Annotated in this window: 17 protein-coding genes and 3 rRNA genes; all 20 read left to right on the top strand. The window is 67.7% G+C overall.

What is annotated here, in order from left to right; genetic code table 11:
• Window positions 1-16: 16 nt before the first annotated feature.
• Window positions 17-250: a Trm112 family protein gene (locus AC2IPW_RS13140; protein ID WP_054374152.1), complete on the top strand. Its 234-nt coding sequence runs from the start codon at window positions 17-19 to the stop codon at window positions 248-250.
• 2 nt (window positions 251-252) lie between these two features.
• Entirely contained in the window at window positions 253-870 is a 618-nt protein-coding gene (locus tag AC2IPW_RS13135; RefSeq protein ID WP_289381928.1) for a DNA-3-methyladenine glycosylase, read from the top strand.
• A gap of 7 nt (window positions 871-877) precedes the next feature.
• Entirely contained in the window at window positions 878-2,155 is a 1,278-nt protein-coding gene (gene tyrS / locus AC2IPW_RS13130; RefSeq protein ID WP_003937980.1) for a tyrosine--tRNA ligase, read from the top strand.
• 491 nt (window positions 2,156-2,646) lie between these two features.
• Window positions 2,647-4,169 (top strand): 16S ribosomal RNA (locus tag AC2IPW_RS13125).
• A gap of 300 nt (window positions 4,170-4,469) precedes the next feature.
• A 23S ribosomal RNA gene (locus AC2IPW_RS13120) occupies window positions 4,470-7,605 on the top strand.
• Between the two features lie 103 nt (window positions 7,606-7,708).
• A 5S ribosomal RNA gene (gene rrf, locus AC2IPW_RS13115) occupies window positions 7,709-7,825 on the top strand.
• The 16S, 23S and 5S rRNA genes sit together here, the layout of an rRNA operon.
• 67 nt (window positions 7,826-7,892) lie before the next feature.
• Window positions 7,893-9,119 carry a tetratricopeptide repeat protein gene (locus tag AC2IPW_RS13110; protein WP_450121463.1) on the top strand — a complete coding sequence of 409 codons (1,227 nt, stop codon included), beginning with the start codon at window positions 7,893-7,895 and terminating at the stop codon, window positions 9,117-9,119.
• A complete protein-coding gene (locus AC2IPW_RS13105; protein ID WP_003937304.1) occupies window positions 9,116-10,105 on the top strand; it encodes an HAD-IIA family hydrolase in 990 nt (329 codons plus the stop codon). The genes AC2IPW_RS13110 and AC2IPW_RS13105 overlap by 4 nt, the downstream gene beginning before the upstream one ends.
• Window positions 10,106-10,214: 109 nt before the next feature.
• On the top strand, window positions 10,215-10,382 hold the full coding sequence (locus AC2IPW_RS13100; protein ID WP_003937303.1) for a hypothetical protein: 168 nt from the start codon (window positions 10,215-10,217) through the stop codon (window positions 10,380-10,382).
• 1 nt (window position 10,383) lies between these two features.
• On the top strand, window positions 10,384-11,208 hold the full coding sequence (locus tag AC2IPW_RS13095) for a TlyA family RNA methyltransferase (protein WP_450121464.1): 825 nt from the start codon (window positions 10,384-10,386) through the stop codon (window positions 11,206-11,208).
• Complete coding sequence (locus AC2IPW_RS13090; protein ID WP_003937301.1) at window positions 11,205-12,149, top strand: NAD kinase; 945 nt, start codon at window positions 11,205-11,207, stop codon at window positions 12,147-12,149. The genes AC2IPW_RS13095 and AC2IPW_RS13090 overlap by 4 nt, the downstream gene beginning before the upstream one ends.
• A gap of 1 nt (window position 12,150) precedes the next feature.
• Window positions 12,151-13,950: a DNA repair protein RecN gene (gene recN, locus AC2IPW_RS13085; protein WP_450121465.1), complete on the top strand. Its 1,800-nt coding sequence runs from the start codon at window positions 12,151-12,153 to the stop codon at window positions 13,948-13,950.
• Between the two features lie 55 nt (window positions 13,951-14,005).
• Window positions 14,006-15,190: a putative cytokinetic ring protein SteA gene (gene steA / locus AC2IPW_RS13080; protein WP_450121466.1), complete on the top strand. Its 1,185-nt coding sequence runs from the start codon at window positions 14,006-14,008 to the stop codon at window positions 15,188-15,190.
• Complete coding sequence (locus tag AC2IPW_RS13075; RefSeq protein ID WP_371383325.1) at window positions 15,187-16,137, top strand: copper transporter; 951 nt, start codon at window positions 15,187-15,189, stop codon at window positions 16,135-16,137. The genes steA and AC2IPW_RS13075 overlap by 4 nt, the downstream gene beginning before the upstream one ends.
• A 159-nt stretch (window positions 16,138-16,296) precedes the next feature.
• Window positions 16,297-18,081: a CTP synthase gene (pyrG, locus tag AC2IPW_RS13070; protein WP_081005380.1), complete on the top strand. Its 1,785-nt coding sequence runs from the start codon at window positions 16,297-16,299 to the stop codon at window positions 18,079-18,081.
• A 6-nt stretch (window positions 18,082-18,087) separates the two neighbouring features.
• Entirely contained in the window at window positions 18,088-18,717 is a 630-nt protein-coding gene (locus AC2IPW_RS13065) for an NUDIX domain-containing protein (protein WP_450121467.1), read from the top strand.
• Between the two features lie 4 nt (window positions 18,718-18,721).
• Window positions 18,722-19,639: a site-specific tyrosine recombinase XerD gene (gene xerD / locus AC2IPW_RS13060; protein WP_450121468.1), complete on the top strand. Its 918-nt coding sequence runs from the start codon at window positions 18,722-18,724 to the stop codon at window positions 19,637-19,639.
• A 100-nt stretch (window positions 19,640-19,739) separates the two neighbouring features.
• Window positions 19,740-20,723 carry a ParA family protein gene (locus AC2IPW_RS13055; protein ID WP_289381604.1) on the top strand — a complete coding sequence of 328 codons (984 nt, stop codon included), beginning with the start codon at window positions 19,740-19,742 and terminating at the stop codon, window positions 20,721-20,723.
• Window positions 20,724-20,726: 3 nt separating this feature from the next.
• Window positions 20,727-21,566 carry a segregation and condensation protein A gene (locus tag AC2IPW_RS13050; RefSeq protein ID WP_450121469.1) on the top strand — a complete coding sequence of 280 codons (840 nt, stop codon included), beginning with the start codon at window positions 20,727-20,729 and terminating at the stop codon, window positions 21,564-21,566.
• Entirely contained in the window at window positions 21,563-22,249 is a 687-nt protein-coding gene (gene scpB, locus AC2IPW_RS13045; protein WP_486374997.1) for an SMC-Scp complex subunit ScpB, read from the top strand. Before AC2IPW_RS13050 ends, scpB begins: the two co-directional genes overlap by 4 nt.
• Window positions 22,250-22,253 lie beyond the last annotated feature (4 nt).

The raw sequence follows: 22,253 nt of genomic DNA, 5'->3' as shown, positions 1-22,253 counted from the left end.
CGTCGAGAGGACAACCGTGGCTGTCGATCCCATGTTGCTGAGCATCCTGGCCTGCCCGCAGGACAAGGGGCCGCTGCTCCTCGTCGACGATTCGGTCCTCTACAACCCGCGGTTGCGCCGGGCATATCCGATCGAGAACGGCATTCCCGTCCTCCTCGTCGACGAGGCGCGAGACGTGACCGACGCCGAACACGAGGACTACCTCGCGCGCGGCGTGGCCGGTTGGACCGAGGACCCGGTGACGGACTGAACGTGGCGTTCGAGCGGCTCACCGCGGTCGACCCGCTGAAGGCGGCGCACACGATCCTCGGTGCCACGCTGTGTGCGGGCGGAGTAATCCTGCGGATCACGGAGGTGGAGGCTTACGGGGGGCCCGAGGACGGTCCCTGGCCCGATCCCGCGGCGCATTCCTACCGGGGGCGTACGCCTCGGAACGCGGTGATGTTCGGTCCCGCCGGTCATCTCTACGTCTACCGCAGCTACGGGCTGCACCACTGCGCCAACATCTCGGTCGGCCCCGACGGAGTGGCTGCGGCGGTGCTGCTGCGAGGCGCGGAAGTCGTTGCCGGAGAGGAAACCGTTCGCGCCCGGCGAACGGCCGGGACTCCCGCGTCGAACCTCGCCCGCGGACCTGGCAACCTCGCCGAGGCGCTGGGGCTGACTCTCGCGGACAACGGGATCGACGTACTCGACGACGGTGCCTCGGTGAAGCTCACCCTGGGAGACGCCGATCGGGTCGCGGCGGGACCCCGCGTCGGGATCAGCGTCGCGGCCGAGCGGCCGTGGCGACTGTGGATCCCGGGGGCCGTGGGAGTGTCGGCCTACCGGCGCAGCCCGCGCGCGCCGGCCGCTCCGGGCCGGATGGGATGATCGAGCAGTGACTGAGCACATCCTCGACGAACTGACCTGGCGCGGGCTGATCGCCCAATCGACCGACCTCGACACACTCCGCCGCGACCTCGACGCGGGCCCGGTCACGCTCTATGCCGGCTTCGACCCCACCGGCCCCAGTCTGCATGCGGGTCACCTCGTGCCGTTGCTCGCACTGAAGCGCTTTCAGCGGGCGGGCCACCGGCCGATCGTGCTGGCGGGCGGCGCCACCGGCATGATCGGAGACCCGCGCGAGGTAGGGGAGCGGACCATGAACTCGGCGGACACTGTCGCCGAATGGGCCGAACGCATCCGCGGGCAGCTCGAGCGGTTCGTCGACTTCGACGATTCCCCGACGAGCGCGATCGTCGTGAACAACGCCGACTGGACCTCGTCCCTCAGCGTCGTAGACTTCCTCCGCGATGTCGGCAAGCATTTCTCCGTCAATGTCATGCTCGCGCGCGACACGGTGAAACGGCGGCTCGAGGGCGACGGCATCTCGTACACCGAATTCAGCTACATGCTGCTGCAGGCCAACGACTACGTGCAGTTACGTCGTCAGCACGGGTGCACTCTGCAGGTGGGTGGATCGGACCAGTGGGGCAACATCATCGCGGGCGTCGAGCTCAACCGGCGGACCGACGCCGCCGCAGTGCATGCGCTCACCGTCCCGCTTGTCACCTCGGCCGACGGAAAGAAGTTCGGTAAGTCCACCGGCGGCGGAAGCCTGTGGCTCGATCCGCAGATGACCACCCCCTACGCCTGGTACCAGTACTTCGTCAACGCGGCGGACGCCGATGTCGTGAAGTACCTGCGGTGGTTCACCTTCCTGGATCGAGACGAACTCGCCGACCTCGAGACCGCGACGGCCGAGCGGCCGCATGCGCGCGAAGCGCAGCGCCGCCTTGCAGCCGAGATGACGACGCTTGTCCACGGAGAGGCGAACACCCGCGCGGTCGAGCTTGCGAGCCGGGCGCTGTTCGGGCGTGGCGAGCTGGCGGAGCTGGACGAGGCAACCCTTTCCGCCGCGCTGGCGGAGGCCTCGGTCGCGGAAGTGCACGACGGGCAGCCCGACACGATCGTGGACCTGCTCGTCGCGACGGGTCTGTGCGAGAGCAAGGGTGCTGCCCGGCGCACGATCAAGGAGGGCGGCGCCTCGGTCAACAATCAGCGCATCGCGTCCGAGGACTGGGTCCCGTCGAATGCGGATCTTCTGCACGGTCGCTGGCTTGTTCTTCGGCGAGGCAAGCGCAACTTCGCCGGCGTCCGCATCCGACGCGGCTGACGAGAACCTCTTCGCCCGCTGACGGGCCCCTGACCTGCGGGTTTGACGGCCCGTTAGCGGTGGCGTAACTTTGTCGTCGTTCGAGCGACACGGACACCAACCCGGACCGAGAGGTACGGAAATTGGTTGCGTCCTGATCGGTCGAACGGCCGACACGAAGATCGCAGACGCTTCTTGCGTAGGTGAACTCGGAGTGTTAGGATAGAACGGTTGCCCCGGAGCAGGACGCGAGAGCGTCAGGTGATGGTGTGTGCGTGTTCTTTGAGAACTCAACAGTGTGCCGATGAATGTCAGTGCCAAATTTTTTATTTGGTGCGATCAGATCAGACGCCGACCATGGTGTCAAGCCGATGAGGTGTCGTGATGATCGTTGCTGACTGCCGCATTCTTCCGTCTGTGGTGGTCAGTGTTTTTGCTAGTTTGAGTTTTTTGCTAGTGATTCGGCTCTACGCTTATGGCTGATCAGCCCTTCGGGGTTTGGTTGAGAGTCTTCAACGGAGAGTTTGATCCTGGCTCAGGACGAACGCTGGCGGCGTGCTTAACACATGCAAGTCGAACGATGAAGCCCAGCTTGCTGGGTGGATTAGTGGCGAACGGGTGAGTAACACGTGGGTGATCTGCCCTGCACTTCGGGATAAGCCTGGGAAACTGGGTCTAATACCGGATAGGACCTTCTGCCGCATGGTGGGGGGTGGAAAGGTTTTCCGGTGCAGGATGGGCCCGCGGCCTATCAGCTTGTTGGTGGGGTAACGGCCCACCAAGGCGACGACGGGTAGCCGGCCTGAGAGGGCGACCGGCCACACTGGGACTGAGACACGGCCCAGACTCCTACGGGAGGCAGCAGTGGGGAATATTGCACAATGGGCGCAAGCCTGATGCAGCGACGCCGCGTGAGGGATGACGGCCTTCGGGTTGTAAACCTCTTTCAGTACCGACGAAGCGCAAGTGACGGTAGGTACAGAAGAAGCACCGGCCAACTACGTGCCAGCAGCCGCGGTAATACGTAGGGTGCGAGCGTTGTCCGGAATTACTGGGCGTAAAGAGCTCGTAGGCGGTTTGTCGCGTCGTCTGTGAAAACCCGCAGCTCAACTGCGGGCTTGCAGGCGATACGGGCAGACTTGAGTACTGCAGGGGAGACTGGAATTCCTGGTGTAGCGGTGAAATGCGCAGATATCAGGAGGAACACCGGTGGCGAAGGCGGGTCTCTGGGCAGTAACTGACGCTGAGGAGCGAAAGCGTGGGTAGCGAACAGGATTAGATACCCTGGTAGTCCACGCCGTAAACGGTGGGCGCTAGGTGTGGGTTTCCTTCCACGGGATCCGTGCCGTAGCTAACGCATTAAGCGCCCCGCCTGGGGAGTACGGCCGCAAGGCTAAAACTCAAAGGAATTGACGGGGGCCCGCACAAGCGGCGGAGCATGTGGATTAATTCGATGCAACGCGAAGAACCTTACCTGGGTTTGACATACACCGGACCGCCCCAGAGATGGGGTTTCCCTTGTGGTCGGTGTACAGGTGGTGCATGGCTGTCGTCAGCTCGTGTCGTGAGATGTTGGGTTAAGTCCCGCAACGAGCGCAACCCTTGTCCTGTGTTGCCAGCAAGTAAAGTTGGGGACTCGCAGGAGACTGCCGGGGTCAACTCGGAGGAAGGTGGGGACGACGTCAAGTCATCATGCCCCTTATGTCCAGGGCTTCACACATGCTACAATGGCCGGTACAGAGGGCTGCGATACCGCGAGGTGGAGCGAATCCCTTAAAGCCGGTCTCAGTTCGGATCGGGGTCTGCAACTCGACCCCGTGAAGTCGGAGTCGCTAGTAATCGCAGATCAGCAACGCTGCGGTGAATACGTTCCCGGGCCTTGTACACACCGCCCGTCACGTCATGAAAGTCGGTAACACCCGAAGCCGGTGGCCTAACCCCTCGTGGGAGGGAGCCGTCGAAGGTGGGATCGGCGATTGGGACGAAGTCGTAACAAGGTAGCCGTACCGGAAGGTGCGGCTGGATCACCTCCTTTCTAAGGAGCACTTCTCCCGTCGAGGGTTCACACAGGTGAATTCTTCTCGGGCAGAGACTGTTTCGTTCCCACATGTGGAACGGCAGGAGCTCATGGGTGGAACGCTGACAACCATCACCGCGCCGGCGGGGATCACATGTTCCCGTCGCGGTGGTTATATCGGTGCACTGTTGGGTCCTGAGAGAACACGCAATGTGTTTTGTCAGCGACGATGCCTGTCAAAGCTTCCGCCGGTCGGTGGGGTGAGTAGTGGGTGTTGTGTGTTGTTTGAGAACTGCACAGTGGACGCGAGCATCTTTGTTGTAAGTGTTTATGAGCGTACGGTGGATGCCTTGGCACCAGGAGCCGATGAAGGACGTGGGAGGCTGCGATATGCCTCGGGGAGCTGTCAACCGAGCTGTGATCCGAGGATTTCCGAATGGGGAAACCCAGCACGAGTGATGTCGTGTTACCCGCGCCTGAATATATAGGGCGTGTGGAGGGAACGTGGGGAAGTGAAACATCTCAGTACCCACAGGAAGAGAAAACAACATGTGATTCCGTGAGTAGTGGCGAGCGAAAGCGGAAGAGGCTAAACCGCGGGTGTGTGAGAGCTGGCAGGCGTTGCATCCGTGGGGTCGTGGGGCCCTTCTTCCCATCACTGTCATGGTGGGCGAGAGTAAGAAACCGGTGTGTTAGTCGAAGTGGTCTGGAACGGCCTGTCGTAGAGGGTGAGAATCCCGTAGACGAAAACACGCCGGCTCTCGTGGAGGGTACCCGAGTAGCAGCGGGCCCGTGAAATCTGCTGTGAATCCGTCGGGACCACCCGATAAGCCTGAATACTCCCTGGTGACCGATAGCGGACTAGTACCGTGAGGGAAAGGTGAAAAGTACCCCGGGAGGGGAGTGAAATAGTACCTGAAACCGTGCGCTTACAATCCGTCGGAGCCTTCGAGCAGTTTGGTCTGCTGGGGGTGACGGCGTGCCTTTTGAAGAATGAGCCTGCGAGTTAGTGGCATGTCGCGAGGTTAACCCGTGTGGGGTAGTCGTAGCGAAAGCGAGTCCGAACAGGGCGTTGCAGTGGCATGTTCTAGACCCGAAGCGGAGTGATCTACCCATGGCCAGGGTGAAGCGACGGTAAGACGTCGTGGAGGCCCGAACCCACTTAGGTTGAAAACTGAGGGGATGAGCTGTGGGTAGGGGTGAAAGGCCAATCAAACTCCGTGATAGCTGGTTCTCCCCGAAATGCATTTAGGTGCAGCGTCGCGTGTTTCTCACCGGAGGTAGAGCTACTGGATGGTCTAGGGGGCCCACAAGCTTACCGAAATCAGCCAAACTCCGAATGCCGGTGAGTGAGAGCGCGGCAGTGAGACTGCGGGGGATAAGCTTCGTAGTCGAGAGGGAAACAGCCCAGATCGCCGGCTAAGGCCCCTAAGCGTGTACTAAGTGGAAAAGGATGTGGGATCGCTGAGACAACCAGGAGGTTGGCTTAGAAGCAGCCACCCTTGAAAGAGTGCGTAATAGCTCACTGGTCAAGTGGTTCTGCGCCGACAATGTAGCGGGGCTCAAGTACACCGCCGAAGCCGCGGCACTCACATGAGTCTGCTCGAATCCTGCGGGGTTCGAGCCAGATGTGTGGGTGGGTAGGGGAGCGTCGTGCCGCCGGGGAAGCGCCGGAGTGATCCAGGTGTGGAGGCGGCGCGAGTGAGAATGCAGGCATGAGTAGCGAAAGACGAGTGAGAAACTCGTCCGCCGAATGACCAAGGGTTCCTGGGCCAGGTTAATCCGCCCAGGGTGAGTCGGGACCTAAGGCGAGGCCGACAGGCGTAGTCGATGGACAACGGGTTGATATTCCCGTACCCGTGTGAACGCGCCCCTGGTGAATCATCGGTACTAACCGTCCAAAGGGTGATCGATCTCCTTCGGGAGACGGGATCCTGCTGCACGGGACCTTCGGTGGTAGTAGCCAAGCGATGGGGTGACGCAGGAAGGTAGTGGGGCCGGTCAGTGGTTGTACCGGTGTAAGCCTGTAGGGCGTGACATAGGCAAATCCGTGTCACATCAAGCCTGAGAGGTGATGCGTAGCCGAATGAGGCGAATTCCATGATCCTATGCTGCCGAGAAAAGCCTCTAGCGAGCTTTCACACGGCCCGTACCCCAAACCGACACAGGTGGTCAGGTAGAGAATACCGAGGCGATCGAGAGAACTGTGGTTAAGGAACTCGGCAAAATGCCCCCGTAACTTCGGGAGAAGGGGGACCACGCCCGGTGAAGACCTTCGCGGTCGGAGCTGGGGGTGGTCGCAGAGACCAGAGAGAAGCGACTGTTTACTAAAAACACAGGTCCGTGCGAAGTCGTAAGACGAGGTATACGGACTGACGCCTGCCCGGTGCTGGAAGGTTAAGAGGACCGGTCAGCGGAGTTCACTCCGCGAAGCTGAGAATTTAAGCCCCAGTAAACGGCGGTGGTAACTATAACCATCCTAAGGTAGCGAAATTCCTTGTCGGGTAAGTTCCGACCTGCACGAATGGCGTAACGACTTCTCTGCTGTCTCAACCACAGACTCGGCGAAATTGCATTACGAGTAAAGATGCTCGTTACGCGCGGCAGGACGAAAAGACCCCGGGACCTTCACTACAGCTTGGTATTGGTGTTCGGTTCGGTTTGTGTAGGATAGGTGGGAGACTGGGAAGCCCGCACGCCAGTGTGGGTGGAGTCGTTGTTGAAATACCACTCTGATCGTATTGGACCTCTAACCTCGGACCCTGATCGGGTTCAGGGACAGTGCCTGGTGGGTAGTTTAACTGGGGCGGTTGCCTCCCAAAATGTAACGGAGGCGCCCAAAGGTTCCCTCAGCCTGGTTGGCAATCAGGTGGCGAGTGCAAGTGCACAAGGGAGCTTGACTGTGAGACCGACAGGTCGAGCAGGGACGAAAGTCGGGACTAGTGATCCGGCACCGGCATGTGGAAGCGGTGTCGCTCAACGGATAAAAGGTACCCCGGGGATAACAGGCTGATCTTCCCCAAGAGTCCATATCGACGGGATGGTTTGGCACCTCGATGTCGGCTCGTCGCATCCTGGGGCTGGAGTAGGTCCCAAGGGTTGGGCTGTTCGCCCATTAAAGCGGCACGCGAGCTGGGTTTAGAACGTCGTGAGACAGTTCGGTCTCTATCCGCCGCGCGCGTTAGAAACTTGAGGAAGGCTGTCCCTAGTACGAGAGGACCGGGACGGACGAACCTCTGGTGTGCCAGTTGTCCCGCCAGGGGCACGGCTGGTTGGCTACGTTCGGAAGGGATAACCGCTGAAAGCATCTAAGCGGGAAGCCTGTTCCAAGATGAGGTTTCTCACCCCCTCGAGGGGGTAAGGCCCCCGGCAGACCACCGGGTTGATAGGCCGGAACTGGAAGTGCGGCAACGCATGCAGGTGACCGGTACTAATAGGCCGAGGACTTACCACGAAGAAGCTACGCGTCCACTGTGCGGTATCTGAAACAGCACACTCATCGGATCCCGACCCCCACGGGGGTGTCCGGGGGTCCGGTGCGTGAAGTTTCACAGAGTTACGGCGGCCATAGCGACAGGGAAACGCCCGGTCCCATTCCGAACCCGGAAGCTAAGCCTGTCTGCGCCGATGGTACTGCACCCGACAGGGTGTGGGAGAGTAGGACACCGCCGAACACCCGTTCACGAGAGGGGACCCACCTGGTGGGTCCCCTCTCGTTGTTTTTCATGAAAGGATTTTTCTGTGTCCGACAACAGTGGTGAGCGTCGATCCTTCCGGGGTGGAGGGTTCACTCCCAGGTCGGGACGCGGAGACGGTGGCGAGCATCGCCAAGGCGCCGACCGGGGACAGGAGCGCCGACAGGGATCCCCAGGTCGGCCGGACCGTCCCGGCGACGACCGCACTTTCCGTGGGCAACGTCGAAACGAGGGCGCAGGAGGGCACGGGAACGATTCCCGAGGCAGCGGCCGTCCGGAGCGAAGCCGCAGTGACCGCCCGGCGGGAGACCGGCCGGACCGCCCCTACGGTGAACGTCGTGACGACCGACCCCGCACCGAGGGCCGGCATCGGGCCGGGAACGACGATCGCCGCACCGACGATCGCCGCACCGACGATCGTCGCACCGGTGAGCGCAGGGACGACCGGACCCGGGACGATCGGCGCGCAGGCGCGTCCCGCTCCGGTCACGGACCCGAGCGTCGGGACGGCGGCGCTCCGCGTCGCCGCGGCGGCGAAGGCGGTTTCGGCCCGGGCCGGGGTCGCGAAGGTGCTCCTGCTGCGCGTCGCGACTCTCGTCCGGACGAGCCGGATCTTCCCGAAGACGTCGAAGCGTCCGAACTGGATCCGACCATCCGCCGGGATCTGCTGAGCCTGGACAAGTCGAACGCCAATGCGGTGGCCCGGCACCTGGTCATGGCCGGCCGCCTCATCGACGACGACCCCCGTGTCGCGCTGGCACACGCGCGTGCTGCGCGGCAGCGCGCCGGCCGCATCGCCGTGGTCCGGGAGGCAGCGGGCATCACGGCCTACCACGCCGGCGAATGGGCCGAGGCGTTGTCCGAGTTGCGCGCCGCCCGCCGGATGGCCGGTGGACCCGGATTGCTGGCGGTCATGGCGGACTGCGAGCGCGGACTCGGCCGGCCGGAACGGGCAATCGAGCTGGGCCGCAGTGACGAGGCTCGTGCGCTGACCGGAGACGAGGCCACCGAGCTGCGCATCGTCGTCGCGGGTGCCCGGATGGATCTGGGACAGTTCGACCAGGCGGTGGTCACCCTTCAAACGCCGGAACTGGACGCCTCACGCACCGGACCATCCGCCGCACGGCTGTTCTACGCGTATGCGGACGCGCTCGTGGCAGCGGGACGCACCGAGGACGGATTGAAGTGGTTCCTCAACGCCGCTGCCGCGGATCTGGACGGGGACACCGACGCCGAGGAGCGCGTCGCCGAACTCACCGGAGAGGATCAGTGACAGGTACGGGTGCGTCGTTGCGGACCCACTACGACGTCCTGCTGCTCGATCTGGACGGCACCGTCTACCGCGGCGCCGAAGCGGTCCCGGGTGCCCGTGAGGCCTTGTCCGACGGCGCCGAGCGGTTGTTCTACGTCACCAACAACGCGAGCCGCCGCCCGGGGGAGGTCGCCAAACACCTGCGCGAACTCGGTTTCGCGGCTGACGAGTCGAACGTGGTCACCAGCTCCCAGTCCGCGGCCCGGCTGCTGGCGGAGCGGGTGCCGGCCGGCGCGCCGGTGCTGGTGGTCGGCACCGATGCCCTCGTCGACGAGGTCGCCGGCGTCGGGCTGGTGCCGGTACGCTCCGCCGATGCCGAACCGGTGGCGGTCGTGCAGGGGCATTCCCCGGAAACCGGATGGGCGATTCTCGCCGAGGCGACACTCGCACTGCGCTCCGGCGCGCTGTGGGTGGCGACGAACGTCGACTCGACGCTGCCCACCGAGCGAGGTCTGGTGCTCGGAAACGGCTCCATGGTCGCGGCCCTGAGGTCGGCGACCGGACGTGAGCCGCTGGTGGCCGGCAAACCGGCCGCACCGCTGCTCGAGGACGCTGTCGTGCGCAGCGGTGCCTCGCGTCCGCTCGTGGTCGGCGACCGGCTCGACACCGACATCGCCGGCGCGAATGCCGTCGGTGTCGATTCGCTGCTGGTGCTGACCGGTGTGAGCACGGTCGCGGACCTGCTCCGCGCCCCGGCGGAGCAACGTCCCACTTATGTTGCGGACTCGCTCGCGAGCCTCGACAGCGAGGCAGCCGTGCTGCGGCCGGGTACGCGCGAGCCCTACACGGTGTCGTTCGACGGCCGGGACGTGCATCTGGCCCCACAGCCGGCCGCAGATCCGATGGCCGCGCTTCGTGCCGTGCTCGACGTCGCCTGGTCCCACCCCGGCTTCGGCCGGGTCGTGGCGACGGACGACCTGTTGGCACGGTGGGGAATGCCCCGCTGAGACCGTTCTGTGCGGTGTGCCGGTTCGTCACCGGCATGCACTAGCGTGGTCGATGATGAGCACGTCGATACCACGCCCAGGCGATCACCTTCCAGGCTCCCATCCGGGTATGGATCCGCGGTCGATCCACACCGACGTCGAGGGGCTGCTCGCGCGTGCCCGCGACACCGCCGTCGACGCGGCCGATCCGTCCGAGATCATCCCGCGGCAGGCGCAGCTGCTCGAGCAGGCACACGATCTGCTCGTCCAGGCGCTCGCCACCGTGGACAAGATCTGACGTGGCCCGGCGAGCGCGAGTCGACGCGGAGCTGGTACGCCGGGGCCTCGCCCGGTCCCGCGAGCACGCCGGCGAACTGATCGCCGCGGGGCGGGTCCTCGTCCACGGCACCGTCGCGACGAAGCCTGCGACCCAGGTCGATCCCGGGGCGCCCCTGTTGGTCACGGAGGTGGCCGACGAGGTGGAGTGGGCGTCACGAGGTGCCCACAAGCTGCTCGGCGCCCTCGAGGCGTTCACCCCCCAGGGACTCCGGGTCGCCGGCCGGCGGTGTCTCGACGCCGGGGCCTCCACCGGGGGCTTCACGGACGTGCTGTTGCACGAGGGCGCCCGGGAAGTCGTCGCCGTGGACGTGGGCTACGGCCAGCTGGTGTGGCGCCTGCAGTCCGACGACCGGGTCCACGTGATCGATCGAACAAACGTGCGTAACATCGATGCGGATGCGATCGGGGGACCGGTCGAGCTGGTGGTGGCGGATCTGTCGTTCATCTCGCTGAAACTGGTGCTTCCGGCGTTCGTGCGGTGTGTGACTGCGGGCGCGGATCTGCTGCCCATGGTCAAACCGCAGTTCGAGGTGGGGAAGGAGCGAGTGGGCAGTGGCGGTGTCGTCCGGGATGCGAAGTTGCGCACCGAGGCGGTCCTCGGTGTCGCTCGCGAGGCTCAGACTCTCGGGCTGCGTACCCTCGGGGCGGTGGCCAGTCCGCTGCCCGGACCTTCCGGCAATGTCGAGTACTTCCTGTGGTTGCGCGCCGGAGAACCGGGCCCGGCCGAACCGGACACGGAGATGGTCGAGCTGGTCGAACGAGCCGTGCAGGAAGGACCCCAGTGACCACAGATAGTGCAGCGCCCGGCCCGGAGCGCGCGAGCCGCGAGGTCCTGCTCGTGTCCCACTCGGGACGGGTCGAGATCGCCACGACGGCACAGCGCACGGCGAAGATCCTCGGCGACGCGGGCATCGGGCTGCGGGTGCTCGACGACGAGGTCGCCAGCACCGGTCTGGGTCCCCTGGCCGGACCGGAGGGACGGGTCCGCATCGTCGAACCCGGACCGGAGGCCGCCCGGGGCTGCGAGATGGTGATCGTGCTCGGCGGCGACGGCAGTTTCCTGCGGGCCGCCGAACTGGCCCAGTGCGCGACGGTGCCCGTGCTCGGAATCAACCTGGGGCGCATCGGTTTCCTCGCCGAGGCCGAGGCCGAGCACCTCGAGGAGGCGCTGGCGCAGGTGGTGCGCCGCGAGTACCGGGTCGAGGAGCGTATGACGCTGGACGTGGCGATCCGGGTCGACGACGTGATCGTCGACCGGGGGTGGGCGCTCAACGAGGCCAGCCTCGAGAACAAGTCCCGCCTGGGCGTGCTCGAGGTGGTACTCGAGGTCGACGGGCGGCCGGTGTCGGCGTTCGGATGCGACGGCGTGCTGATCGCCACCCCGACCGGCTCGACCGCCTACGCGTTCTCCGCCGGCGGCCCGATCGTCTGGCCGGAACTCGAAGCGTTGCTGGTGATTCCCAGCAACGCCCACGCCCTGTTCGCCCGGCCCCTGGTGACCAGCCCGGAATCGCTGATCGCCGTGGAGACCCTCGCCGGCAGCCACGACGGGCTCGTGTTCTGCGACGGCCGCCGCACCCTCGATCTGCCCGCGGGAGGACGGCTCGAAGTGGTCCGCGGCAAGCATCCCGTGCGATGGGTGCGCCTGGACTCGGCGCCGTTCGCCGACCGCATGGTGCGCAAGTTCGATCTTCCGGTGAAGGGCTGGCGGGGAAGGAGACTGTGAGGTGCTTGCCGAGATCCGGATCGACAACTTGGGGGTCATCTCCGAGGCGGGCGCCCAGTTCCACGGCGGTCTGACCGTCCTGACCGGTGAAACCGGAGCCGGCAAGACCATGGTCGTGACCAGCCTGCATCTGCTGTCGGGGGTGCGCGCCGACCCCACCCGCGTCCGTGTCGGCGCCGCCCGCGCCGTCGTGGAGGGTCGGTTCTGCATCGACGCCGACGGCGGTTCGCGCGCGGCGGGCGCAGTGCCCAGCCACGTCGAGCGGGAGGTGGCACGCCTGCTCGAGACGACCGGCGCCCAGCGCGACGAGGACGGCAGCATCATCGCGGTCCGCACCGTCGGCAGCGACGGCCGCTCCCGCGCCCACCTCGGCGGTCGCAGTGTCCCGGTGGGGGTGCTCTCGGAGTTCACCGATCCACTGCTGACCGTGCACGGCCAGAACGATCAGCTGCGGCTGCTGCGACCCGATCAGCAGCGCGCCGCGCTCGACCGGTTCGCCGGCAAGACGATTACGTCGCTGCTGGCGACGTACCAGGAACACCGCCGGCGCTGGCTGACCGCACGGGACGAGCTGATCGAACGCACCGAGAAGTCCCGCGAACTCGCGCAGGAGGCGGACCGCCTGCGGTTCGCGCTCGACGAGATCGACGCCGTCGACCCGCAGCCGGGGGAGGACACCCGGATCGTGGCCGAGGTGCGCCGGCTCGGCGACCTCGATTCGCTGCGGGACTCCGCGCAGGGGGCCCAAGCGGCCCTCGCCGGCGGCGACGGCGACGGCGACGACGTGGGCGGCGCGGCGGCGCTGGATCTGCTCGGGGAGTCCCGGGCGCGCCTCGAGGCGGCCGAGGACCCCGCGCTGCGCGAGCTCGGGCCCCGGCTCGACGAGGCCATCGCCGTGGTCACCGACGTCGCGGGCGAGCTGTCCGGGTACCTGTCGGACCTGCCGTCCGATCCCGGCGCCCTCGAGACGCTGCTCGGCCGCCAGGCCGAGCTGAAATCGCTCACCCGCAAGTACGCCGCCGACATCGACGGTGTGCTCGCGTGGGCCCGCGACGCCCGGGAACGGTTGTCGCGGATCGACGTGTCCGCCGACGCGGTCGCCGAGCTCGCCGCACGCGCCGATCGCGAGGCCGCCGCGACCGCCGAAGCCGCCACCGCTCTCTCCGCCGCCCGCAGGAAGGTTGCCGACAAGCTCGCGAAGGCGGTGAGCAAGGAACTCTCCGGCCTGGCGATGGGACGGGCGAGCCTGGACGTGCAGGTGCGGGACCGGGAGGCGGGACCGCAGGACAGCGCCCCTCTCGAGGTCGGCGGGCGCTTGCTGCACGCCGGCACGTCGGGTGTCGACGATGTCGAGTTCCGGCTCGCCGCGCACAGCGGCGCCCGGTCCCTGCCGATCGCCCGCAGCGCCTCCGGCGGCGAGCTCTCCCGCGTGATGCTCGCGCTCGAGGTGGTGCTGGCCGGATCCGAACGCGGTGCCACGATGGTGTTCGACGAGGTCGACGCGGGGGTCGGCGGTCGCGCGGCGGTCGAGATCGGCCGGCGCCTGGCCCGGTTGTCGCGTACGCATCAGGTGATCGTGGTCACCCATCTGCCGCAGGTCGCTGCGTTCGCCGACACCCACCTCGTCGTCGACAAGGTCGACGACGCCGGCGGTGTCGTCAGCAGCGGGGTGCGCACCCTCACCGACACCGAACGAGTCGCCGAACTCGCCCGCATGCTCGCCGGTCTCGGCGACACCGAGACGGGCCGGGCCCACGCCGAGGAACTGCTCGCCACCGCGCACGCCGAACGACGGGGCTGATCCCGCCCGGCGCGCCTCCGTTGCCCGGCCGCGGCCCGGGTTCATCATCGATGCCATGAAGATGCCGGCGCTGCTGTCACGCAATAACGAAACGTTGCCCGGAGTGAGCGGCATTGCCCGGGTCGACAAGAACCAGGCCAAGCTCCTGCGTCGGGTCGGTCCCGGCGACATCGTCGTTCTCGACGCCGTCGACATGGACCGTGTCACCGCCGACGCGCTCGTCGAGGCGGGGGTGACCGCCGTGATCAACGCCTCCACGTCGATCACCGGGCGCTACCCGAACCTGGGTCCCGAAGTGCTCGTCGCCAACGGCATCGCCTTGATCGACAACACCGGTCCCGAGGTGTTCAAGAAGATCAAGGACGGCGCCAAGGTCCGCCTGCACGAGGGCGGGGTCTATTCCGGGGAGCGGCTGCTGATCCAGGGCGAGGAGCAGACCGAGACCGAGATCTCCGACCGCATGATCGAGGCGAAGACCGGTCTGGTCGACCACCTCGAGGCGTTCTCGGGCAACACCATCGAGTTCATCCGCTCGGAGAGCCCGCTGCTCATCGACGGGGTCGGAGTGCCCGACGTCGACGTGGACCTGCGCGACCGGCACGTGGTGGTGGTCGCGGACGGACCGGACCACGAGCAGGACCTGAAGAACCTCAAACCGTTCATCAAGGAGTACTCGCCGATCCTCGTCGGTGTCGGCACCGGCGCCGACACGCTCGTCCGGGCCGGGTACCGCCCGGATCTGATCGTCGGCGACCCGGACGAGATCGGCACCGAGACCCTCAAGTCCGGCGCCGAGGTGGTGCTGCCGGCCGATCACGACGGTCACGCACCCGGTCTCGAACGGATTCAGGACCTGGGCATCGGCGCGATGACGTTCCCCGCCACCGGTGCCCCCGCCGACCTGGCGCTGCTGCTGGCCGACCATCACGGCGCCGCCCTCATCGTCACCGTCGGCAGCACCGTTTCGCTCGACGAGTTCTTCGACCAGGGCCGCCGTGACAGCAACCCGTCGGCGTTCATGACCCGGCTGAAGGTGGGGCCGAAACTGGTCGACGCCAAGGCCGTCGCCACCCTCTACCGCAGCCGCGTCTCCGGCGGGGTGATCGCCCTGCTGGTATTCGCCGCGTTGATCGCCGTGATCGTCGCCCTGATCGTGTCCAACCTCGGCGGCGACGTCGTGGACTGGGCCGTGCAGAGCTGGGACAGCCTCGTGGTGTGGGTGCAGGGGCTGACCGCGTGATCTCGTTGCGTCACCACGCAATATCGATCGCAGCAGTCTTCCTCGCCCTGGCCGTGGGCATCGCCCTCGGTTCCGGGCTGTTGTCGGACAGCGTCGTCACCGGGTTGCGCGACGACCGGTCCGAGTTGCAGCGCCGGCTGCAGGACGCCGAGGACCGCGCCAACGCGCTCACCGAGCAGCTCAACGCGGCGGACAGCTTCGACGCCGCGGTGTCCGGACGCGTCGTGCGCGACACGCTCGCCGGCCGCACGGTGCTCATGATCGCTACCCCCGACACCGACCCCGCCGACCTGGACGCGGTGATCCGCACCGTGGAAGCCGCGGGCGCCGCCGTGACCGGCCGGATCTCGCTGACCGAGTCTTTCGTCGACGCCGCGGGCGCCGACCAGTTGCGCACCACCGTCACCAACGTCGTGCCCGCCGGGGTGCAGTTGCAGACCGGCGCCGTGGACCAGGGCAGCCTGGCCGGAGACCTGCTCGGCGCCGTGCTGCTCGTCGATCCGGCGAACGCGCAACCGCGCAGCACACCCCAGGAACGCGACCTCGCCCTGTCCACGCTGCGCGGCGGCGGATTCGTCGCATACGACGACGGGACCGTCGAGCCCGCGCAGGCCGCCATCGTCGTCACCGGCGACGGGAAGGCCGGGGCCGAGGCCGGCGGCAACCGCGGTGCGCTGCTGGCCCGCTTCACCGCCGCGTTCGACTCCCGCGGTGCCGGCACGGTCCTGGCCGGGCGGCCCGGCGCCGCCGTCGGCAACGGGGCCGTCGCCGTGGTGCGGGCCGACGCGGCGCTGTCGGCCGGTCTGTCCACGGTCGACACCGTCGACCGCGAATCCGGCCGTATCACCACGGTGCTGGCGCTGCAGGAACAACTCGCCGGGGTGTCCGGCCGGTACGGAACCGGGCCCAACGCCGGCGCCGTCACCGTCGGAACCGCCGCCCGCTGACGTGCGCGGCACGGCGGCCGGTGTGATCCCCGTCCGATCCGGGCGAGTCGTGCACGCGGGACCCGCGACAGGTGTTACCGTGAAGTTCCGTGGGTCGTGCAGGCCCCAGTAGTTCCGCCATCAGTCCGAAGTCCTGCACCAGACGTCACGGGAGCTTCTTTGCCACAGTCACGCCACTCGCGTACCGCCACCAAGCACATCTTCGTCAGCGGGGGCGTCGCCTCCTCGCTGGGCAAGGGGCTGACGGCATCGAGCCTGGGCGCTCTTCTCACCGCGCGCGGAATGCGCGTGACCATGCAGAAGCTCGACCCCTATCTGAATGTCGATCCGGGCACCATGAACCCCTTCCAGCACGGCGAGGTCTTCGTCACCGAGGACGGCGCCGAGACCGACCTGGACGTGGGCCACTACGAACGCTTCCTCGACCGCGATCTCAACGCCGCCGCCAACGTCACCACCGGCCAGATCTACTCCACGGTCATCGCCAAGGAGCGGCGCGGCGAGTACCTCGGCGATACCGTCCAAGTGATCCCGCACATCACCGACGAGATCAAGAACCGGATCATGGCGATGGCCGGCCCCGACAAGGACGGCAACGTTCCCGATGTGGTCATCACCGAGATCGGGGGCACCGTCGGCGACATCGAGTCCCAGCCCTTCCTCGAAGCGGCGCGCCAGGTCCGCCACGACGTCGGTCGCGGCAACGTCTTCTTCCTGCACGTCTCCCTCGTGCCCTACCTGGCGCCGTCGGGTGAGCTGAAGACCAAGCCCACCCAGCATTCGGTGGCGGCGCTGCGCAACATCGGCATCCAACCCGACGCGCTGGTGCTGCGCTGCGATCGGGAGGTCCCGGCAGCCCTCAAGGCGAAGATCGCGCTGATGTGCGACGTGGACGTCGACGGCTGCATCTCCTGCCCCGACGCCCCGTCGATCTACGACATCCCCAAGGTCCTGCACCGCGAAGGCCTGGACGCCTACGTCGTCCGCCAGCTCGGCCTGCCGTTCCGGGACGTGGACTGGACCGTGTGGGGGGATCTGCTCGACCGGGTGCACCAGCCGCGCGAGACCGTGCGGGTCGCCCTCGTCGGCAAGTACGTCGACCTGCCCGACGCCTACCTGTCGGTCACCGAGGCGCTGCGGGCCGGTGGGTTCGCGCACCGCGCCAAGGTCGACATCCGCTGGGTACCCTCCGACGACTGCGAAACCGAGGCCGGCGCCCAGGCCGCGCTCGGCGACGTGGACGCGGTCCTGATCCCCGGGGGCTTCGGCATCCGCGGCATCGAAGGCAAACTCGGCGCGATCCGCTACGCCCGCACCCGCAAGATACCGCTGCTCGGCCTGTGTCTGGGCCTGCAGTGCGTGGTCATCGAAGCGGCCCGCTCGGTCGGCATCGCCGACGCGAACTCCGCCGAATTCGACCCCGACACCACCCATCCGGTGATCTCCACGATGGCCGATCAGGAGCAGGCCGTTGCCGGAGAAGCCGACCTGGGCGGCACGATGCGGCTCGGCTCCTACCCGGCCGTGCTCGCCAAGGGTTCGGTCGTCGCCCGTGCCTACGGCAGCGAACGGGTTTCCGAGCGGCATCGCCACCGCTACGAGGTCAACAACGCCTACCGCGACCGGATTGCCAAGTCGGGGCTGGCCTTCTCGGGCACCTCCCCGGACGGGCATCTCGTCGAGTTCGTCGAATACCCCGCCGACGTGCACCCGTTCTTCGTGGCCACCCAGGCGCATCCCGAGCTCAAGAGCCGCCCCACCCGGCCGCACCCGCTGTTCTCCGCGTTCGTCGCGGCCGCGATCCGGTACAAGGCCGCCGAGCGGCTGCCCGTGGACGTGCACGGCGACGACGCCGACCACGCCCGGGTCGACGGCGGCGACGCGGTGGCGACCGTGTCCGAGGACGCCACCGTGTCCGAGAACGCCACCGCCGGCGGGAAGTAGCCGACCGTGACGCAGCGACACGAGTTCCGGACGCTGTCCACGCGCCGGATCCACACCGGCGCCATCGTGTCGCTGCGTGTGGACCGGGTCGCCATGCCCGACGGGCACGAGGCCGAGCGGGAGGTGGTCGAACACCACGGCGCCGTCGCGATCGCCGCGGTCGACGCACAGGATCGGCTGATCCTCATCCACCAGTACCGCCACCCGCTCGGCCACCGCCTCTGGGAGCTGCCCGCCGGGCTGCTCGACGCGCCCGGCGAGGACCCGCTCGACGCGGCCCGCCGGGAACTCACCGAAGAGACCGGCCTGGCCGCCGCCCGCTGGGACCTGCTCGTCGACCTCGCCCTCTCCCCGGGATTCACCGATGAGGCCGTGCGCGTATACGCGGCCCGGGACCTGTCCACGGTCGACCGGCCCGACCCCGAGCACGAGGAGGCGGACCTCGAGATCCGCCGCGTCCCCGTCGACGAGGCCGTCGCCATGGTGCTCGGCGGACAGATCGTCAACGCCACCGCGGTCGCCGGAATCCTCGCTCTCGCCGCCACCCGCCGCGACGGGGGAGCCCTGCGCCCGGCCGCCGCGGAGTGGCCCGACCGGCCCCGCGCCCTGCTGCGCACCAAGAGCCTGGGGAACTGACGCCGTGCTGGCCCGGCAGTTCGATGCCTACCTCGACCACCTCACCGTCGAACGCGGGGCCGCCCCCAACACCCTCGCCTCCTACCGTCGGGACCTGACCCGATACCTCGAGCACCTCACCGACCTCGGCATCGACGATCTCGCCGAGGTGCGTGAGGAACACGTCGGCGACTTCGTGACCGCGCTGCGCCGCGGCGACCTCGAACGCGGCAGGCCCGCCCTCGCCGCGAGCTCCGCCGCCCGAGCCCTCGTCGCCGTGCGCGGTTTGCACCGCTTCTCCACCACCGAAGGGCGCACCCCCGTCGACGTCGCCCGCGCCGTCAAACCCCCCGCCGCGGGCCGGCGTCTGCCGAAGGCCCTGCCGGTCGCCGACGTATCGGCCATCCTCGACGCCGCAGGCACCAGCGCCGACGGTCCACGAGACCTGCGCGACCGGGCGCTGCTGGAACTGTTGTACTCCACCGGTGCGCGCATCTCCGAGGCCGTCGGCCTCGACGTCGACGACCTCGACACCACCCACCGGTCGGTGCTGCTGCGCGGCAAGGGCGGCAAGCAACGCGTCGTACCCGTCGGCCGTCCCGCCCTGGCCGCCGTCGACGCCTACCTGGTCCGCGGCCGCCCCGCCCTGGCCACCGGACACACCCCGGCCCTGTTCCTCAACGCCCGAGGTGGCCGACTGTCCCGGCAGAGCGCCTGGCAGGTACTGCAGACCGCCGCCGGCCGGGCGGGAATCACCGCCGCCGTCTCCCCGCACACCCTGCGCCACTCCTTCGCCACCCACCTCCTCGACGGCGGCGCCGACGTGCGCGTGGTCCAGGAACTCCTCGGCCACGCCTCGGTGACCACCACCCAGATCTACACGCAGGTCACAGCCGGTGCGCTGCGCGAGGTATGGGCCGGGGCCCACCCCCGCGCCCGGTAGCGGCCGCGACGGCAGGGCGTGTCCACGGCGCCATCGCACCATCCGAAGCGGTAGCGTTGACCCGACAACCGAGCGAGCAGGACAGGGGGAGCAGGGGACAGTGGCGACACCACAACCGCCCGCAGCGGACACAGCGCCCGCCGCGAACACAGCGCCTGCCGCGCAGCACGCCCTGCTCCACGGCCGGGCCGACGCCGACACAGCCCACACCGACCCGGATCCGGCCCACACCGCGGAACCCGAGGCCGAACTCGGCCCCACCGGACGACCTCGCCGGTACGTCCCGGAACCGCAGCCGCTGCCCAGCCACGGGCCCGCGAAGATCATCGCGATGTGCAACCAGAAGGGCGGGGTCGGCAAGACCACCTCCACCATCAACCTCGGCGCCTCCCTCGCCGAATACGGCCGCCGCGTCCTGCTCGTCGACCTCGACCCCCAAGGTGCCCTGTCCGCCGGGCTCGGCGTCGCCCACCACGACCTCGACCTGACCGTGCACAACCTCCTCGTCGAACGCGGCATCTCCGTCGACGACGTGCTCCTGCACACCCGGGTCGAAGGACTGGACCTGCTCCCCAGCAACATCGACCTGTCCGCCGCCGAAATCCAGCTCGTCTCCGAGGTCGGCCGCGAACAAGCCCTCGGCCGGGCCCTGTACCCCGTCCTCGACCGCTACGACTACATCCTCGTCGACTGCCAGCCGTCCCTCGGCCTGCTCACCGTCAACGCGCTCGCCTGCGCCGACGCGGTCATCATCCCGATGGAATGCGAGTACTTCAGCCTGCGCGGACTGGCCCTGCTCAACGACACCGTCGACAAGGTGCGCGACCGGCTCAACCCCAAGCTCAGCCTCGCCGGGATCCTCGTGACCATGTTCGACTCCCGCACCCTGCACGCCCGCGAGGTGATGTCCCGCGTCGTCGAGGTCTTCGGCGACCTCGTCTACGACAGCGTCATCGCCCGCACCGTGCGATTCCCCGAAACCAGCGTCGCCGGCGAACCCATCACCACCTGGGCGCCGAAATCCGCCGGCGCCGAGTCCTACCGGGCCCTGGCCCGCGAAGTGATCCACCGCTCCGGCCGATAACCCGTGACCGTGGACCACCCAGGCCCGACCGCTCCGGATCCGGCCCAGCCCGCCGCGCCCCCCGCGGGATTCCAAGTACGACTGCGCAACTTCGAAGGTCCTTTCGACCTGCTGCTCACCCTGATCTCTCAGCACCGCCTCGACGTCACCGAAGTCGCCCTGCACGAGGTCACCGACGAATTCATCGCCTACACCCGAGCCCTCGGCCCCCGGATGGGACTCGACCAGACCACCGAATTCCTCGTCGTCGCCGCCACCCTGCTCGACCTCAAGGCCGCCCGCCTCCTGCCGTCCGGCGACGTCGACGACCCCGAGGACCTCGCCCTGCTCGAGGCCCGCGACCTGCTCTTCGCCCGCCTGCTGCAGTACCGCGCCTTCAAACAGATCGCCGACCGGTTCGCCGAGTTCGAGGCCGCCGCCCTGCGCCGCTACCCCCGCGCGGTCTCCCTCGAACCGCAGTACGAGAACCTCCTGCCCGAGGTCGTCCTCGGCGTCGACGCGACCCGATTCGCCGAGATCGCCGCCGCCGCCTTCCAGCCCAAACCGCCCCCCCGCGTCGGCCTCGACCACCTCCACACCCCCCGCGTCTCCGTCCCGGAACAGGCCGCCCGCCTGCTCACCCTCCTGCGCGCCCACGGCGCCGGCACCTGGGCCACCTTCGGCCACCTCGTCGCCGAATGCGACAACGGCCTGCAGGTCGTCGCCCGGTTCCTCGCCCTGCTCGAGCTCTACCGCGAACGAGCCGTCACCTTCGACCAACCCGAACCGCTCGGGCCGCTGCACGTGGCCTGGACCGGCGAAAACGACGACGCCGTCACCACATTCGAGGAGGATTACGGGTGAGCAGCGCCACACCGGACCCCGATATGCACGGACTCGACGCGGAACTGCTGGAGATGAGCGACGACGAACTCGTCGCCGCCCTCGAAGCACTGCTGCTCGTCGTCGACACCCCCGCCCCCAACGCCCAGCTCGCCGACGCCATCGGCGTCACCGCCACCCGCGTCGAGACCACCCTGCACCGCATGGCCGCCGACCTCGACGCGCGCGGCTCCGGCATCGATCTGCGCTACGCCGGCGACGGCTGGCGCTTCTACACCCGCCGCGACTACGCCCCCTACGTCGAACGTCTCCTGCAGGGCGGCGCCCGCACCAAACTCACCCGCGCCGCCCTCGAGACCCTCGCCGTCGTCGCCTACCGCCAGCCCGTCACCCGCGCCCGCGTCAGCGCGGTCCGCGGCGTCAACGTCGACGGCGTCATGCGCACCCTCCTCGCCCGCGACCTGATCGCCGAGGACGGTACCGACCCCGAGACCGGCGGCACCCGCTACGTCACCACCGAACTGTTCCTCGAACGCCTCGGGCTGGCCTCTCTGCAGGATCTTCCACCCCTCGCGCCGCTGCTTCCGGACGTCGATGTGATCGACGACATCAGCGAAAGTCTCGAGGCCGACCCACGATTTGCGAGAATGGGAAGGAACCCGCGCACCGAGTCCACCTCGCCCGCGCCGTTCGATCCCGATTGAGACA

This window comes from Rhodococcus sp. NS-SX18 (genome assembly GCF_057367935.1).
This window is presented reverse-complemented; position numbering and strand designations above follow the sequence as displayed.